This window comes from Candidatus Dorea massiliensis AP6, assembly GCF_964245105.1.
In the GTDB taxonomy this organism is placed as follows: Bacteria; Bacillota; Clostridia; order Lachnospirales; family Lachnospiraceae; genus Laedolimicola; species Laedolimicola intestinihominis.
Map to the genome: position 1 here is coordinate 113,854 of NZ_CAXTKW010000010.1, position 16,842 is coordinate 130,695.

Below are 16,842 nucleotides of genomic sequence, written 5' to 3' on the forward strand. Positions count from 1 at the left end.
CTTTCCGCCCTCTTTCTTCTTCCGGTAACCGAATGGCGTCGGAATGGAAATCTCGTCAATGAGCGGAACAAACATATTGCAGATGATGATGGCATAGCTTACAGAATCCGCGGAGCTTCCGAATACACGGAATAACGCCGCCAGAATACCGAGCACCACGCCGTAGAGCAGCTGTCCGCCGGACCCCAGAGGGCAGGTAACCGGGTCGGTCGCCATGAAGAAGGCTCCCATCACAATACCGCCGCCAGCCAGCTGCATAAGCAGGTACTGCACATCAAAGCCGTGACCGCCGAACAGAGCAATAAATGCGGTAAAGGATACCAGCACAGACACCGGAATCTCCCAGGTAATGCCGCCTACGATCAGCAGATAAATTCCGCCAAGCAGGAGTCCTGCTGTGGAACAGCCGATAACGCCGTTATTAGCTCCCAGGAAGGTCTGTACCAGGCTCACCGCATTGCCTGACGCCAGATCTGCCAGCGGTGTGGCGCTGCTGACGCCGTCTACCGTATAGGTGGACATGACGCCTGCAAAGGAAATCAGCAGAAAGCAACGTCCGGACAGGGCCGGGTTCATAAAATTATGGCCCAGACCGCCGAAGCAGCATTTGGTAAACAGAATCGCAAATACGCTTCCGAGAACCGGTATGTAAAGGGGAACGCCGTTCGGAAGGCAGAGCGCCAGGAGAAGTCCTGTGACAATGGCACTGCAGTCCGTGATCGTATTCTCTCTTCCGGTTGCCTTATCAAATAAAAACTCCGTCAAAACCGCCGCAGCAATAGACGTAAGAATCGTCACAAGCGCGGAAATTCCAAAATGGTATACGCCCATGACCGTCGCCGGAAGAAGGGCCAGAATCACGTCGCACATGACATGTCTAGTCGTAAGCTTACTCCGCACATGGGGGCTGGAGGATACATTCATCAGTTTACTCATTTCTTTGCACCTCCCTGCTGCGCCTGCGCGGCTCTCTTCTTCGCCATAATCTCAGCCTTGGTCTGCTTGAAGGTCTGCATCAGGGGCCGCTTGGCCGGACAGACATAGGTACAGGAACCGCAGGCGATACACTCCAGGCCATACAGCTTCTTCTCGTAGCGGACAAAGCGTCTTCTCTTGGCCGCGTCCATCATCTCCTGGGGAGACAGGCCCAAGGGACAGACTCTCGTACAGCGGCCACAGCGCAGACACGCCGTCTCCTGCTGCTCTGCCAGCGCCACCGGATCCTCGCCCAGCACGGTCAGCGCGTTATTGTTCTTGCAAATCGGCACATTCAAATCAGCCAGCGCCATACCCATCATCGGACCGCCGCTTAAAAGCTTCTGCGCTTCCTTTCCATCCCGGATGCCGCCTGCGGCCTCCAGGACCTCTGCCATGTTGGTTCCGATTTTCACAATCAGGTTACAGGGCTCCTTGACCGCATCGCCGGATACGGTAAAGCCACGCTCCATCAATGGTGTAGACTTGCATACAGCCTGATAAATGGCGTACATGGTCGCCACATTGTCTACCACGCAGCCCGCGTCCGCCGGGAGCATGCCAAGCTTCAGATCAATCCCTGCGATGACCTGGATAATAGAACGTTCGCCGCCCTGGGGGTACTTGCATTTCGCCGCGTGAACCTTTAGCTTCTCATCGCCTGCGCAGGCCTTTTCCATGGCTGCGATGGCTTCCGGTTTATTATCCTCTATCAGGAAGACACCCTCTGCCGCCGGGAACAGCTTCAGAAGAATCCGCATACCTTCTGCCAGCTCCATGCTCCTTGTGCGCATAAGCTGATCATCGCAGGTAATATAAGGCTCACACTCCGCGCCATTCGCAATGACATAACGAATCTCATCCGCGTTCTTCGGGGCGAGCTTCACATGAACCGGGAATCCGGCTCCTCCCATTCCCACGATACCTGCTTTCTGTATACTTCCGAGAATTTCTTCTTTGCCAAGTGTCTTGTAATCGCGCTCAGCGCCGATGCCTTCTGCCAATGTGTACTGTCCGTCATTCTCGATCACTACGGACATTACCTTCGCACCGGATGCTGTTCTTCTGTTCTCAACAGCCTTTACCGTTCCGGAACAGGAGCTGACGATGTTCGCCGATACGAAGCCGTCCGCTTCGCCGAGCAGCTGGCCTGCCAGCACCATGTCGCCCTTCTTTACCACAGGCTTCGCCGGTTTTCCGATATGCTGACTCATGGGAAATACCAGTTCGCCCTGGGGAAGATAGGTACGGTAAGACGCGTCCTTGGCGTAGCGCTTTCCGTCGTCCGGATGCACGCCGCCCTTAAATGTCTTCTTGAACATATGCTTTTTCCTTCCTTCATGCTTTTGTAGCATTTGTCTCGTATTTACTTTATCACACTTGGATTTGATATACAACTTTAGATAAAAAATAGACAATCTTAGATCAATTTCGAGATTTTTTTGACAATATTGTTAAATTTGTATCGAGAACACCATATTTATGATCACTTTATTCTAGCGCAGAATAGAACCATATTCCAGTTTTTTTTTCAGTACAATTCTGTTTTTTACCGGAATTTCAGAACGAAAAAGATTATTTCTATATCCACATCGTAAAAAAACAGGATATCCTTCCTCTGTATTATCCAGATTTTGGAAATCCTGTTTGTATACAATTTATCTTTCTCCCAGTTTATTCCAGTTCAAACTGTCCGGTATACAGCTGGTAATACCTTCCTTTGTTCGCAAGCAGCGCTTCGTGATCGCCCCGCTCGATGATTTCACCCTTCTCCAGCACCATGATAGCCTTGGAATTACGGACCGTGGAAAGCCGGTGGGCGATAACAAAGACCGTCCGGCCATCCATAATAGCGTCCATGCCCTTCTCGATGAGCCGCTCCGTTCTGGTATCGATGGAACTGGTGGCCTCGTCGAGGATCAGCACCGGCGGCTTCGCTATGGCCGCACGGGCAATGGCGATGAGCTGCCGCTGCCCCTGGGACAGATTGCTGCCGTCGCTGTAAAGCATGGTGTCATAGCCGTCCGGAAGACGCCGGATAAAGGAATCCGCATTGGCAATCCGGGCTGCCTCCCGCACCTCCTCGTCGGTGGCGTCGAGCTTTCCGTAACGGATATTATCGGCAATGGTTCCGGTAAACAGATGAGTCTCCTGGATAACCATAGCCAGGGAATGGCGCAGATCATCTTTTCGAATCCGCCGAATGTCGATGCCGTCATAGGTGATGGTGCCGGATTCCATCTCATAAAACCGGTTAATTAGATTGATAATCGTAGTCTTCCCGGCTCCGGTGCTGCCCACGAACGCAATCTTCTGACCCGGCTTGGCATACAGGGAGATCCCATTTAAAATATGCTTTCCCGGCATATAGCCGAAGACCACATTGTCGAATTTCACATCACCCCGGAGTTTCCGCAGCTCCGTCCTGCCGCCCGGCTCCTCCGCCGGAAGCTTCCACGCGAAATGACCGGTGTGCTCCGCGATTTCTTTGAGCGTTCCATTTTCTTCCAATACATTGCAGAGGGTCACATCGCCCTCGTCCGCCTCAGGCTCGGCCTCCATCAGATCGAAGATCCGCTCTGCCCCGGCAAGAGCCGTCAGAATCTGGTTAATCTGAGCCGTAAACTGGTTCATAGGCAGGGCGCTCTGGCGCACAAACACCAGATAGGATGACAGGCTTCCGATATCCAGAAAGCCGTTCAGAGTAAAGATACCGCCCACACAGGCCGATACCGCGTAATTCAGATAGGAAAGGCTGACCACCGTGGGCACCTGCATACCTGTGTAGGTCAGGGCGTCTGTGGACTCCTTCCGCAGATTTTCATTGAGACCGCAGAAAATATCGAAATTGATTTTCTCATGATTGAAGATTTTCTCCACCTTCTGACCCGCCATCATTTCCTCCGCAAAGCCATTAATTTTGCCAAGCTCTGCCTGCTGCCGCTGATAATATTTCCGGCTCCGCTTACTGTTTGTCCGGATAAAAATGCCCATCATAACCAGAAACACCATAACAATCAGAGACAGCCTTACGCTCAGAACCATCATCATTACAATGGTGCCCACCAGGGTCAGAAAGCTCTGGATCGCCATGGCGAAGCTGTTGTTCATGGCCTCCTGCACCGTGTCCACATCATTGGTGAAGCGGCTCATCAGCTCCCCGTGGGTATGGGCGTCAAAATACTGTAACGGCAGGGTCTGCACATGGGCAAAGAGGTCGCTTCGAATCTCCTGCACCACAGTCTGGGCCGATTTAATCATGAGCTGGTTGTAGGCCAGGGTCGCAAGCGCGCCGCAGAAATACATGACGCCCATGGCTGCCACCGCGCTGACCAGCCCCTTCATATCCCCGGGCATGATAAAGCGGTTGATGACCGGCTTTAAGAGATAGGTTCCCATGACGCTGGCCCCGGTGCTGATACACACCAGAACTCCCACCAGCAGAAACATCCATTTATGAAGTCCCATATAATGAAGGAGATGCTTCAGGGTATTTTTCGTATTTTTAGGCCGCTTGTAGCCCACATAACTATACCGTGCCATTAAAGCTCCACTCCTTCCTTCTGAGATTCGTATATCTGCTGATAAATTTCACTGCGGGCCAGCAGCTCCTCGTGAGTGCCGATGGCGCTGACCCGGCCATCGTCCAGAATGATAATCTGATCCGCGTGCCGGACAGAGGAAATCCGCTGTCCGATGATGATTTTCGTCATATCAGGCAGAGCCGCGCCCATGCGCTCCCGAATCTTCGCCTCTGTAGCCGTATCCACAGCGCTGGTGGAATCGTCGAGAATCAGGATTTTCGGTTTCTTCAAAAGCGCACGGGCGATGCAGATCCGCTGCTTCTGGCCGCCGGACACATTGACGCCGCCCTGACCCATCTCGGTCTCATACCCCTCTGGCAGCCGTTCCAACACCTCGTCCACGCAGGCGATGCGGCAGGCTTCCTCGATCTCTTCCATGGAAGCGTCCTCCTTTCCCCAGCGCAGATTGTCCAGGAGGCTTCCGGAAAACAGGGTATTTTTCTGCAGTACCATGGCAATTGCCTCCCTAAGATGCGCCATCGGATACTCCTGTACCGGAACGCCGTCCACCTTCACCACGCCTTCGGTGGCGTCATAAAGTCTCGGGATCAACTGCACCAGCGTGGACTTGGCCGCGCCGGTCTGTCCGATGACGCCCACGGTCTGGCCCGCTTCTATATGGAAGGAAATGTCCGAAAGTACATATTCCTTCGCCTCTTTTTTATACTTGAACCACACATGTTCAAAGTCCACGCTGCCGCGTTCCACTTCGATATTCCGGACTTTTTCGTCCGTCAGATCCACCTTTTCGTCGATAACCTCCAGAATTCTGGCGCCGGACGCCATGGAACGGGTCAGCAACAGAAATACATTGGAAATCATCATCAAGGAATTCAGAATTTGCAGCACATAGCTTAAAAATCCCGTGAGCTCGCCCACCTTCATACTGCCCTTCTGAATCAGATAACCGCCAAAAAGCAGAATCGCCAGAATTGTGCCGTACATGACGAACTGCATGGCCGGCATGTTCAGGGCGGCTAACCGAAAGGCCGTCTCGGATTCCTGACGCAGATTCTGATTGCCTTCCTCAAACTTTTCTACTTCATAGTCGCCCCGGACACAGGCCTTGACGATACGCACCGCCGTCAGGTTTTCCTGGATGATCCGGTTCACGGTGTCGATAGCTGTCTGCATCCGGGAATACAAAGGCCGCACCTTCATGGTAATAGCAAACAGGGCTGCCGCCAGGATGGGTAATGCCACAAAGAACACCAACGCCAGGGTATGGTTGATGGAAAATGCCACGCCGGTGGCCACCACCAGCATCATGGGTCCACGGCAGAAGGGGCGCATGCCCATGGACACTGCGTTCTGAATATTGGTCACGTCGCTGGTGAGACGGGTCACCAGGGAAGACGAACGGAAATGGTCGATATTGGCAAAGGAGTAGCCCTGAAGCTTCTCATACTCGGCCTTCCTCAGCTCCGCGCCCAATCCCTGACCGGTCAGCGCCGCAAACCGGGCGCTTCCCACGCCCAGCACCAGCGCGATCAGTGCGCAGCCCACCATCTGCAGTCCCTTCATATAGATATAAGCCCGGTCGCCGCTCGACACACCCACGTCGATGAGGTCGGCCATGATGAGCGGTACCAGCAGCTCAAATACCCCCTCTGTCATAATGCAGACGACCGCCAGGGCGGCGTATTTTTTATATTGATTCATGTAGGAAAATAAGCGTATCAGCATCGTTCTGTTCCTCCGAATGTTGTCTTTCTATCCTTATATTAATTTCAGGAAGCTCTCCGCCGTCCGCATCAGCAGCCTATCCGGATATTCGTAAGCCGCCGTGTGAAGCCCCGGATGCTCCACGCCTGCTCCGATGCCGAAGAACGCCCCCCGGCAATGATTCAGGTAATGGCCGAAGTCCTCACTCCAGCGCATAGGCTCCGGCAGGATGCGGCCGCCACAGACTTTTAATACCTTTTTGGCGCAGGCGCTGTCATTTTCGGTAGCCGGAAAGACGTCCTGCTCCTCTGTCTCCAGGATAAGGCCGTCCTGTGCCGCCAGTTCTTCCGCACGGGTCAGTACCATTTGACGCAATTTTTTCAGATCCGCGCCCCGCTCCGCCCGGAGGGTCAGCCAGACTTCCGCCTTCTCAGCCGCCGCACCGAAGGCTTTCTCGCCCATCTGTACGCCGATAACGGTGCAAAGGACCATACCGCTGTAGCCGTGTTCTTTCTTATTTAAAAATGACGGGATCCCGGTCAACAGCTGTCCCACAGCAGGGGCCGGGGAGACGCCCAGCTCCGGATAGGCTGCGTGGGTGGGCTTTCCGAGGAATCGTAAGGTCAGCCCTTCCGAACCGCAGGCAAAGGTTCCTTCCTTTGTATACACTTCACCGAAGGCAAAACCCGGAAGATTATGCGCGCCGTAGATTTCTTCGATCTCTTCCTTATCAAAGAGTTCACAGCAGGGCGCCGCGCCCGCGCCGGTCTCCTCGGCGGGCTGGAACAGAAAGAATACATTTCTTCCCGGTTCCTGCCCCTCTTTTATCTGCTGCTCCAACAGAAGCGCCGCGCCACAGAGGGCAGACGCATGACCGTCATGGCCGCAGAGATGGGCCGCGCCGCCCTCCGGCAATGCCAGTGCGTCATAGTCCGCCCGGAACGCGACGCCCTTTTTCGCCTGCTCCGGCATGCTGCTTCGGTAAGCCGCATAAAAACCTCCGCCACAGTCGTAAAGTTCCAAATTGGTACTTTCTTCCAGAAATTGCTTTAAGGCGGCCTTCGTCTTCCGTTCCTGCCCGGAGATCTCCGGGCAGATATGGAGCCGATGGCGAAGTTCCTTTATCTGATTCTCGATTCGGCTTCTTGCAGAATTCCTTTCTTCTGTCTGTTTCATCGCTTCACTCTTCTCTCTTTTTATCCCCTGTCCATCCCGTTTTGCCATGGACTCTTGTTTCTTTTCTTCTGATACAGGCCTATTTTAGCAGAAGCATTTTCCCTTTTCAAGTTTTTAGAGGCTGCGCCTGTTCTTCCTGTTCTTCGGCAGATCGTCCTTATCCTTTTCTGTTTTTGTAAATTTTACATTGAATTTTCATAAAAATGCAGTTAAGGGATTGTAAAATCCGCATAAACTATCATATAATAGAAATGTTCGTGTAAATGAAAAAACACTTAGGAGAAAAAAACAATGAATGGAATATCACTTATCCTGACACTGTTAAGCGGCGTCGCTTTGTTCCTGTTCGGTATGTCCATGATGGGCGACGGACTGAAACGGGTGGCAGGAAATAAGCTGGAGCTGGTGCTCTACAAGCTCACCAGCACGCCCTTAAAGGGTATTCTTCTGGGAACTGCCGTGACCGCCATCATCCAGTCCTCCTCCGCTACCACCGTCATGGTGGTCGGATTTGTAAACTCCGGTATGATGAAGGTGGCCCAGGCCATCGGTATCATCATGGGAGCCAACATCGGTACCAGTGTGACCGGCTGGATCCTCTGCCTGTCTTACATCGACGGTTCCAGCGGCATCGCCCAGCTTCTGTCCACCGCTACCATTTCCGCGGTGGTGGCTATCATCGGTATCATTTTCAAGATGTTCGTGAAGAAGACCACTTATAAAAATGTGGGCGACATCATGCTGGGCTTCTCGATTCTGATGGTAGGCATGCAGACCATGAGCGGCGCTGTCTCTCCCTTAAAGGAGAGTCCCCAGTTCGTCAATCTGCTGACCACCTTTGAGAACCCGTTCATGGGTATTCTGGTGGGTATCGCTTTCACCGCCGTGCTGCAGAGCGCGTCCGCTTCCGTCGGCATCCTGCAGGCCCTGTCCATGACCGGCAGCATCAGCTTTGCGGCGGCTCTTCCGATTACCATGGGTATCGGTGTCGGCGCGGCATGTCCGGTGCTTCTCTCTTCCATCGGAACCAATAAGAACGGCAAGCGTACCGCTCTTATCTATCTGCTGAACGACCTGTTCGGTATGATTTTCTGGTCCATTGTATTCTACACGGTCAATGCTTTCGTGCATTTCCCGTTCATGGATATGAATATGCGGCCTGTGACCATCGCGCTTATGAACTCCGTGTTCCGTATGGCGACCATTCTGGTATTGGTGCCCTTTATCGGACTCATCGAGAAATTCGTCTTCTGGCTTGTGAAGGATGACCCGGAGGAGCTGGAGGATCAGGCAGACTTCGATCTGCTGGAGGAGCGTTTCCTGGCTTACCCGGCCCTGGCTATCACCCAGAGCCATACCGCTATGAACGGCATGGCCAAAAAGGCCCGCAAGAATCTGAGCCGTTCCTTCGCCCTTCTGAAGGATTTCTCCCAGGAGAAATACAACAAGATTCAGGAAAAGGAAAACCTCATTGATAAATACGAGGACAAGCTGGGAACCTACCTGATGCAGCTGACCGGTCAGCCCATGAACAGCACCCAGACCCAGCAGGTATCCGAATTTCTGCACACCTTAAGCGACTTTGAGCGTCTGGGCGACCACGCCGTCAATATTTCCAAGGTGGCCCTGGAGCTGGCAGAGAAGAAGATCAGCTTCTCCGAATCTGCCCAGTATGAAATCAGCGTATTGAGCGCTTCTATCCGGGAAATCACAGACCTGACGGTAGACGCCTTCTGTACCGACTCTCTGGAGATGGCGAAAAAGGTAGAGCCTCTGCGCGAGCTCATCGGTATGCTCTGTAACGAGCTGAAGAACCGTCACATTACCCGTCTCCGGGAGGGCAAATGTGAATTCCAGCAGGGCTTCGCGTTCAACGATCTGCTGACCAACCTGGAGCGTATCGCAGCCCACTGCTCCAACGTGGCCGTCGCCATGATTGAGACCAACAGCTCTGAGTTCGATACCCACGAGTACGTCAAGAGCGTCCGTCATATGCGGGATGAGGCTTATCAGGAGTGTTTCAATGCTTATGCGGAGAAGTATAATATTGCAGCTCCGGAAAAGAACGAGAAAAGCGAGAAGAAAGAGAATAAAGAAGCTAAAAAAGCCAAATAATTTTACCCAAAAGATTCGCGCAAAAGTGTGCGAATCTTTTTTTACGCAAAAACCGCATGTCGGAATGGCATGCGGTTTTCTTCATCTTCCATATACAAATATTCTGTCCCTACTGCTGCAATGTGTTCACATACTCATCAATCGCCGTAGTGGTGATCGCTACATCTGAGGTATCCGGTTTGTTAGCACTATCGTAGATGGAATAGCCAAGCCAGCAAACCAGCGCCAGCGCTACCAGGCCTGCGCAAAGCTTCACGAGGAACTTCTCGTGCTTTTCTCTTGCCATAATCTGCTTGCGGTTGGCTTTCTGCTCTTTATAACGATCTACTTTTTCCTGACTCATAATCTCGATTTCCTCTCTCACTTTTTCACAAAATCCAGCCGGACTTTGTCCTACTTTTTCTTATTATAGCATAACTTTGTGAAAAAGCCATGAAAAAATTTATTCTTTTTCCTTACGCCACCACAATAATGCCGCCGTCGCTGGCATAGAGGCTGCTGACTCCGGCTGTATCCAGAATCAGGAAATCCTTCACAGAAATCCGTTTTGCAATCTCTTCTTTCACAAACTGCGCCCGCTCGGGACAATTGCAGTGGGAAATCGCCACAATCTTCTCTGCCGGATTCTTTATCTCCTCTGCCACGTAATCGGCCATACGCTTCAGCGCCCGGTTCACGCCCCTGGCCTGATCCTTCTGGCAGATGGTTCCCTGGGGGGTAGCTCCCATGACCGGCTTGATATTCAGGGCATTTGCCACAAAGGCCTTCAGATTACTCAGGCGGCCGTTCTTCCGGAGCGCTTCCAGAGATTCCAGTACAAAATACGTATGCTGTTCCGCAATGTACGCGTCCACGGCAGCAATCACATCCTCAAAGCTCATGCCGGCCTTTTCGCAGGCTTCAATCTTCAGGGCAATCAACGTCTCTCCGATGGAGGCAGAGCGGGAATTAAAGATATGGATTTTCTTTTCCCCATATTCCTCCTCGTACAGCTTCTTACCCAGCTCTGCGCTGTTATAGGAGCCGCTCAGCTCTGCGGAAAGCGTCACCGCGTATACGTGATCCGCGTCGCAGGTATAGGCTTCCAGGTACCGGTGCGGAGACGGACAGGAGGACTTGGGACAATTGGGGCTGGCAGCCACTCTTTTCAGAAAGTCTGCCTGATCAAAGGTCTCATCGTCCACTACCAGATGTCCATCAATATCCAGGGTCAGCGGCACACGTTCAAAATGCCCGTCCTTCTTATAGCTTTCCGGCAGTTCACCGCAGCTGTCCATGACAATCTTATAACTCATAACGTTCCCATTCCTCCACTGTCTCTATTTTCAACCGCTCAACATCTTCACGGTTTCCATACAAAATCTCATAATCTCAAAATTATTTTATGTAGTTTTAAATACTACATTACATATTAGCACAACGCTATGAGCTTTTCAATACCTTTTATGATAAACTGTAAAATGCCTGCACCAGTCGCACCAGACTCTCCTGGTCGGAGGTTCCCATCAGCTCTCGGCTGGAATGCATGGCCAGAAGCGGAACGCCGATATCCACGGTCCGGATGGGCAGAATGGAGGACGCGATGGAGCCCAGGGTACTGCCGCCCGCACTGTCGGAGCGGTTCACAAACTTCTGACAGGGAATCTCCCCGCTGTCACAGATCTGCTGGACGATGGCCACGGCCTCGCTGTCGGTGGCGTAGGACTGACTACAGGCCTCCTTGATGCAGACGCCCTTTCCCAGCACGTTCTGATTGGTGGGATCATGCTTGTCCGTATGATTGGGATGGATTCCGTGGGCCACGTCCACGGAGAGCAGCATGCTGTCCCCGTAGGCCTCCAGAAACTGGTCTCGGCCTCCGTCCAGAGCCAGCAGAATCCGCTCCAGCACCGCCGACAGGAAGGTGGAACCTGCGCCCTGCTTGGTACGGCTGCCGATCTCCTCGTGGTCGAAATAGGCAGCCACATTGATTCCCCGCTCCCGACCGCCTTCTATCATAGCTGTAGTAATGGCCTGGACGCTGGTCAGATTGTCCAGACGGGGTGAGGAAATAAATTCCTCGGAAAGGCCCAGATAATCGCCGGTATCCGTATTGTAAAGTCCCAGCTCGTACTCCAGGATATCTTCTTTCTTCACCTGCAGCCGCTCCGCCAGACGGGTCAGGAACTCCTCGGAATCCTCCAGGCCGAAGACCGGAAGCATATCCTTCTGGCGGTTCAGCTCCACGCCCTTATTGACCTCCCGGTTCATATGGATAGCCAGATTCGGGATAGTCAGGAAAGGCTTTTTAAAGTCCACTAAGCGCATCTGGGGATGGAAGACGTCGTCGCTTCGCAGCGCCACCTGTCCAGAAGCAGACAGGGGACGATCCAGCCAGGTATTTAAAATGGCTCCGCCGTAGACTTCCACATTCAGCTGTCGGTAGCCCGCCTTCTTCACCTCCGGCGAGGGCTTGATCCGCAGTCCCGGGAAGTCTGTATGAGCCGCCGCCATGCGGAAGGCGTCACCGGTTCGGTAGCATTTCCCGATGGCAAACGCCACCAGACTGGTTCCATGGTGAACCAGATAGTAACGGCCTCCCTTTTCCAGTTTCCAGTTTTTTCCCAACTGCACTTTTTTAAAACCTGCCTCCTGAAGCTGCCGCTCCACACTGGCGGTCACATGGAAGGGCGAAGTCCCCTCCTCGGTGAGCTGCAGGAGTTTTTCGGCGTGATCAATTTTATTCATAGGGATGTTCCTCCTTTGTCGTGTTTTTCTATCTCACAGTATACATGAATTTTTACTTTCTGTGAACTATTTATCAGAGAGCTCTACTACCTATAAAACGAGTATAAAACGATATTTTCAAATCCAGGCTCTGTTTTCATTGAATTTACGGTTCGTTCTGTGTATACTAAAAACAGACTGTATTCTATTTTCACAGGAGGTTTCTATGATTTCTTTTCAGATGGAAGACGTAAAAGCGTTCATGAATAAGCTTTTACTTTCTCAGACATTCGATGCGTTCCATGTGGTGGAGGGCAGTGTCATCACCTACAGTACCTTCCACTTCGACGGTCATCTGCATCCGGATTATTATACAAAAGAAGAACAGGAAGCCCTGGGCCTTGAAAGCCGCCGCTTCGCGCGCTGGCCGGAACTCCGGCCTTTCTGCCTGGAGCTTATTAAAGGAAAACGCACGCCCCTGGGCTTTCGCTTTACTTTTCAGCTCTCGCCGGAAAATACGGAGAAATTGTTAAACCAGACCGCCTCCCCATTTTCCACAGGGGATGTGAACGGCCTGGCTTTAAATATCCGTTATGAGGACGGTAAAGTCATCTGCACCACCGCCGTCTCGCTGAACTTATTTACCATGGATAAGTCTCTGGAGCACGCCTGGGATCAGATGGTGCAGAAGTTCTTTTTAAAGCAGGAGCTGGCGTTTCAACTCTTATAAGTAGTTATATCCAGGGAAACGACTTATTTTGTCGGCTATTATTCCAATACATACTGTAACACGTCGTCTTCCAAAAACGTATTTAAATTATAGAGAAACAGCACATCCGTGAACCCATACTGCCCCATCAGCTTTTCCAGATTGTCGTAATAATACCTGGGATCCACCAGCACAATCTCTTCGAAGCCGTCGGTCAGATAAGGCACGAAGCAGTTGGCGTAGGAATCCTTCACAAGAAGCAGCTTCCGGCCCGTGGAGGCCATGGTTCGGATCTCGGTCAACGGATGGTTGCCGTTTAAAAACATGCCATATTTGTCTTTGGTACTCAGCTTCTCTGACGCATACAGGGAAGCTGATTTTGTCTGCTCCTGCACGTAGGTGACCACCAATTCAGTCTCCGGCTCCGGCCAGTAGACCTCGATGGTATCGTCCGAAACCTGATAACCACTCCTTGCGGACAAGGTTCCCTGAAACTGCGCGGTCACCGGATACAGGTTTTCCCCGATGTTCTCCGCCTTTTCCGCCACTCCCGGAATGTTCATCACCTCCGCCGCCTTTTCATAGGCGTACCAGGCCCCCAGCGTGGTCCAGTGGTGGTCGCTCCGGTAATAGAGGTATTCGTCCTTATGCGCCCGCAACGTCTCATACAGGGGGATTTCCGTCACCGAACTGTTCTGTTCCTCCTGATACCTCTGAAGCGTTTGAAGCTGCTGCTCCTGTTCTGCCACCGGCACGTATCCCGGCAGCCGCTCCTTCTGTACAGACGCCGCGTCCGGAGCCAGCATCAGATAGGAATGCACGTCCGGATACTGGCTGCAAAAGTGATTGATGGCATCCAGATTTTTCCACACCTCGTTTCCGATTTCCGACGGTTCCTCAAAAAGCTGATTTTCTCCCAGATATACATCCCCGGATTTATTTTTGCCAAGCAGCTGATCCGCCGCCGTCTGCAGGCGAATCCACTGATCCCGGAAGGCGAACTGATCGGTCTGGTATTTTTCAAAGCTGCTCATAAAGCGACCGTCCACCAGCTCCGCCAGGCCGAAGGCAGGCTTTTGCTGCAGCATCCGGTTTTCCGTGTCGGAGAATTTCATATCCTTATGAAGGAAATTGGCTGCAGTAAAACCGGCCAGCACCAGCACGAAGCCAAGTCCCAATATTTTATTCAAATTTTTTCTGTCTCTCATCGTAAGCCTCTGTCCATCTATTTTCCCGTTTTCAGAATCGGAAATACAAAAACGGATTATACGTATCCCGAATCAGATATGCCACTGCCAACAAAAACAGCGCCAGATATCCGACTAAAATCAGACCGTCCCACCAGTCGTTTTCCTGCAGCTTCCGCCAGATTCCAAATGGCAGCGGCGTGGAAAATAATGCCGCCAGGATAAACAGAACAAGTCCTGTGGTCAGGTAATAAAGCCCCGCCGCATCCGCCAGGCCGGCTGCGCCCCGTCCGAACAGCGCCGCCAGATATTGCCCCGCCGCCGTGAGACTGGGGCTGAAGAAGAACACCCAGCCTGTCATCACCAGGAACAGCGTGTACACCCGTCTTAGTACCGGCCATTGTTCGATTTTTCCTTTTAATACATATTTTTCGAAAATCAGCAAAATTCCGTAATACAGGCCCCAGACCACAAAATTCCAGCTGGCCCCGTGCCAGAGCCCGGTCAGCATCCAGACCACCAGCAGATTGAACATATGCCGTCCTGCTTTCACCCGGTTACCGCCCAGCGGGATGTACACATACTCCCGGAACCAGGAGCTTAAGGACATATGCCACCGCCGCCAGAAATCCGTAATGCTTTTCGCACAGTAGGGATAGTTAAAATTGGGCCGGAATTCAAAGCCCAGCATTTTCCCAAGGCCGATGGCCATATCGGAATAGCCGCTGAAATCAAAATAAATCTGAAGAGTATAGGCCAGCACGCCAAGCCAGGCTGACAGCACCGACAGGCCGGAAAGGGCCGTAATTTCCTGAAATATAACGCCCAGATTGTTGGCCAGAAGCACCTTCTTCGAAAGGCCGCTTATAAAATACCGGACTCCGTTTCCAAACTTCTCCGGGGACATTTCCCGCTTCTGAAGCTGGGCATCCACATCCGCGTACTGGACGATGGGACCCGCCACCAGCTGTGGGAACATGGAGATATAGAGACCAAAGGAAATGAGATTCGTCTGCCGCTTCGCTTTCCCCCTGTACACATCCGCCAGGTAGGAAATGGACTGAAAGGTATAAAAGGACAGTCCGATGGGCAGGCGGGGCGCCAGCTCCGGCAGCTTTACCGGAAGCAGTGCCTCCAGATTCTCCGCCAAAAATCCGTAATATTTAAAGAATCCGAGAATCAGTAAATTCACCGCCACGCCAAGTGCGAGACTCCATTTTCCAGATTTTCCCTTTTTCTTAAATCTCGCAATATCCAGTCCCATCACGTAATTCCACAGGATACTGTAGCCCATGAGCCCGATATAGACCGGCTCGCCCCAGGCATAAAAAATCAGGCTTGCCACCAGAAGCACCAGATTCCGAAGCTTCACCGGAGCCAGATAATAAACCGCCAGAACCGGCGGCAGAAACGCAAAGAGAAAGACAATACTGCTGAAAACCATTTTTATGCTCCTAATTTCTCATTTATTCTGTCTGAAACAGGTCTTTTCGGTATGCCTTTTTGATATCCGATACGTGATCCGATACCGCAAACAGCACGTACACATCGTCGCTTCGAAGGGCGCTCTGGTTCAACAGCTGCACCTGTTCCGGACCGTAACCATCGAAATTCCGAATCTGCGTGGCTTTTCGATCCCGGGCCGCCTGAAGCACCTGATCCGCCTGTGCGGTCGAGGTACACTCCGCTAAAAGCAGCTCCTCTACGGCCATATTGTCAGAAGAAATATAGAGTACCCAATGGGCCAGTTCCCCACCGTTCAGCCCGTAAAGCCTTCTCAGAAGCTGCGCGTCGCCCTGCTTCATATCCGATGCATCCGCTGCGGCCTCCACATCGGCCCGGAGCTTTCCGAAGTCCACATGCCGGACGGTTCCCTTAACCACCAGGACACCGCCATACACCAGAAGCCCCAGAAGGATAAGCTTCGCTATCCGCAAAATCCAGTCTCTCATAAGCCAGCCGCCTCCTCCATGCGCTCCAGCCACAGCGGATAGGGCGTACTTTTCAGGTGTACTGCATCCTTCTGATACCAGTCCGCGTGATCCTGCAGCAGCTCACTGTTGTCAATATAGGTCAGGTTCCATTTTTTACACATATCCCGAAGGGCCTGATTAAAGGTATCCACATTCTGAAGGGCAGGCTTCTTCTCCACGGCCTCCGGAAGCACCGGCAAAATTCCATTGATGTAAACGGGCAGATCGGGCGCCTGAGCCCGGATCTCTGTGAGCCGCTCCTCATAATGCCGGATAAAAAGCCTGCTGTCACCCCGGCAGTATTCCAGATCATTTAACCCGATGGATAAAAATAAGACCTTCGGCGCAAGCGAAAGCGCTTTTTCGATCTCCGGTCCGGCTGAGTCAGTCCGCAGTCCCCGAAGCGCCACGATTTCTGTGGCGTCCAGAATCTCATAATCCAGAAAGCCTGTCGCCACCGAATCACCCACCAGAACCGCGCCCGCAAAGCGCTCTTTTAACGTACCTTTGTCCGGATTTCCCGGATCTGACAGCTGCTGCTCTGCCGCTTCTTTCTGTTCCAGCTTTACTTCTATTTTATTTACATCTGCATTTTCCTGCGCTTCTATCCATGCCACCGCCGGGAAACCACCTTCCGGTTCTGTCTTTTTTTCGTCCGCCCTGCCGTGCGCAAACCATACGCCGACAAGCAGCGCCAGCACCAGAAAATACCAGGCAATTCTCACATTCTGTCTCATCCTACAAGCACTCCT

13 protein-coding genes and 1 pseudogene are annotated in these 16,842 nt (G+C 52.3%); 2 read left to right on the forward strand and 12 right to left on the reverse strand.

The window, feature by feature from the left end; all coding sequences use genetic code 11:
* Positions 1–15: 15 nt before the first annotated feature.
* From ACESZP_RS11670 to ACESZP_RS11690, 5 genes and pseudogenes are all read right to left on the reverse strand, one after another.
* Positions 16–936: pseudogene (locus ACESZP_RS11670) on the reverse strand (RnfABCDGE type electron transport complex subunit D); the annotation flags it as partial.
* Entirely contained in the window at positions 933–2,297 is a 1,365-nt protein-coding gene (gene rsxC, locus ACESZP_RS11675) for an electron transport complex subunit RsxC (RefSeq protein ID WP_499709085.1), read from the reverse strand. The gene rsxC and the pseudogene ACESZP_RS11670, both read right to left, overlap by 4 nt.
* A 352-nt stretch (positions 2,298–2,649) precedes the next feature.
* A complete protein-coding gene (locus ACESZP_RS11680) occupies positions 2,650–4,518 on the reverse strand; it encodes an ABC transporter ATP-binding protein (RefSeq protein WP_499709086.1) in 1,869 nt (622 codons plus the stop codon).
* Positions 4,518–6,245 carry an ABC transporter ATP-binding protein gene (locus ACESZP_RS11685; RefSeq protein WP_499709087.1) on the reverse strand — a complete coding sequence of 576 codons (1,728 nt, stop codon included), beginning with the start codon at positions 6,243–6,245 and terminating at the stop codon, positions 4,518–4,520. The genes ACESZP_RS11680 and ACESZP_RS11685 overlap by 1 nt, the downstream gene beginning before the upstream one ends.
* A gap of 33 nt (positions 6,246–6,278) precedes the next feature.
* Positions 6,279–7,448 carry a M20 metallopeptidase family protein gene (locus ACESZP_RS11690; protein ID WP_499709088.1) on the reverse strand — a complete coding sequence of 390 codons (1,170 nt, stop codon included), beginning with the start codon at positions 7,446–7,448 and terminating at the stop codon, positions 6,279–6,281.
* Positions 7,449–7,691: 243 nt separating this feature from the next.
* Between ACESZP_RS11690 and ACESZP_RS11695 the strand changes: the two genes are divergently transcribed.
* Positions 7,692–9,515, forward strand: a complete 1,824-nt coding sequence (locus tag ACESZP_RS11695) for a Na/Pi cotransporter family protein (RefSeq protein ID WP_499709089.1) — start codon at positions 7,692–7,694, stop codon at positions 9,513–9,515.
* A gap of 109 nt (positions 9,516–9,624) precedes the next feature.
* Here the strand turns inward: ACESZP_RS11695 and ACESZP_RS11700 are convergent, their stop codons facing one another.
* From ACESZP_RS11700 to ACESZP_RS11710, 3 genes are all read right to left on the reverse strand, one after another.
* Entirely contained in the window at positions 9,625–9,858 is a 234-nt protein-coding gene (locus ACESZP_RS11700; protein ID WP_178039541.1) for a hypothetical protein, read from the reverse strand.
* A gap of 112 nt (positions 9,859–9,970) precedes the next feature.
* Positions 9,971–10,810 (reverse strand): DegV family protein, encoded by an 840-nt coding sequence (locus ACESZP_RS11705; protein WP_178039540.1) that lies wholly within the window; start codon positions 10,808–10,810, stop codon positions 9,971–9,973.
* Positions 10,811–10,958: 148 nt separating this feature from the next.
* Entirely contained in the window at positions 10,959–12,242 is a 1,284-nt protein-coding gene (locus ACESZP_RS11710) for a M18 family aminopeptidase (protein ID WP_499709090.1), read from the reverse strand.
* Between the two features lie 205 nt (positions 12,243–12,447).
* Here ACESZP_RS11710 and ACESZP_RS11715 point away from each other — a divergent pair, with 205 nt between their 5' ends.
* Complete coding sequence (locus ACESZP_RS11715) at positions 12,448–12,951, forward strand: DUF5721 family protein (RefSeq protein ID WP_499709091.1); 504 nt, start codon at positions 12,448–12,450, stop codon at positions 12,949–12,951.
* 38 nt (positions 12,952–12,989) lie between these two features.
* Here the strand turns inward: ACESZP_RS11715 and ACESZP_RS11720 are convergent, their stop codons facing one another.
* From ACESZP_RS11720 to ACESZP_RS11735, 4 genes are read right to left on the reverse strand one after another with little or no spacing between them, the layout of a single operon-like run.
* Entirely contained in the window at positions 12,990–14,120 is a 1,131-nt protein-coding gene (locus ACESZP_RS11720) for a DHHW family protein (protein WP_499709092.1), read from the reverse strand.
* 49 nt (positions 14,121–14,169) lie between these two features.
* On the reverse strand, positions 14,170–15,561 hold the full coding sequence (locus tag ACESZP_RS11725) for an MBOAT family O-acyltransferase (protein ID WP_499709093.1): 1,392 nt from the start codon (positions 15,559–15,561) through the stop codon (positions 14,170–14,172).
* A gap of 22 nt (positions 15,562–15,583) precedes the next feature.
* Positions 15,584–16,069 carry a DUF4358 domain-containing protein gene (locus ACESZP_RS11730; RefSeq protein ID WP_499709094.1) on the reverse strand — a complete coding sequence of 162 codons (486 nt, stop codon included), beginning with the start codon at positions 16,067–16,069 and terminating at the stop codon, positions 15,584–15,586.
* On the reverse strand, positions 16,066–16,827 hold the full coding sequence (locus tag ACESZP_RS11735; protein ID WP_349165458.1) for a GDSL-type esterase/lipase family protein: 762 nt from the start codon (positions 16,825–16,827) through the stop codon (positions 16,066–16,068). Before ACESZP_RS11735 ends, ACESZP_RS11730 begins: the two co-directional genes overlap by 4 nt.
* Positions 16,828–16,842 lie beyond the last annotated feature (15 nt).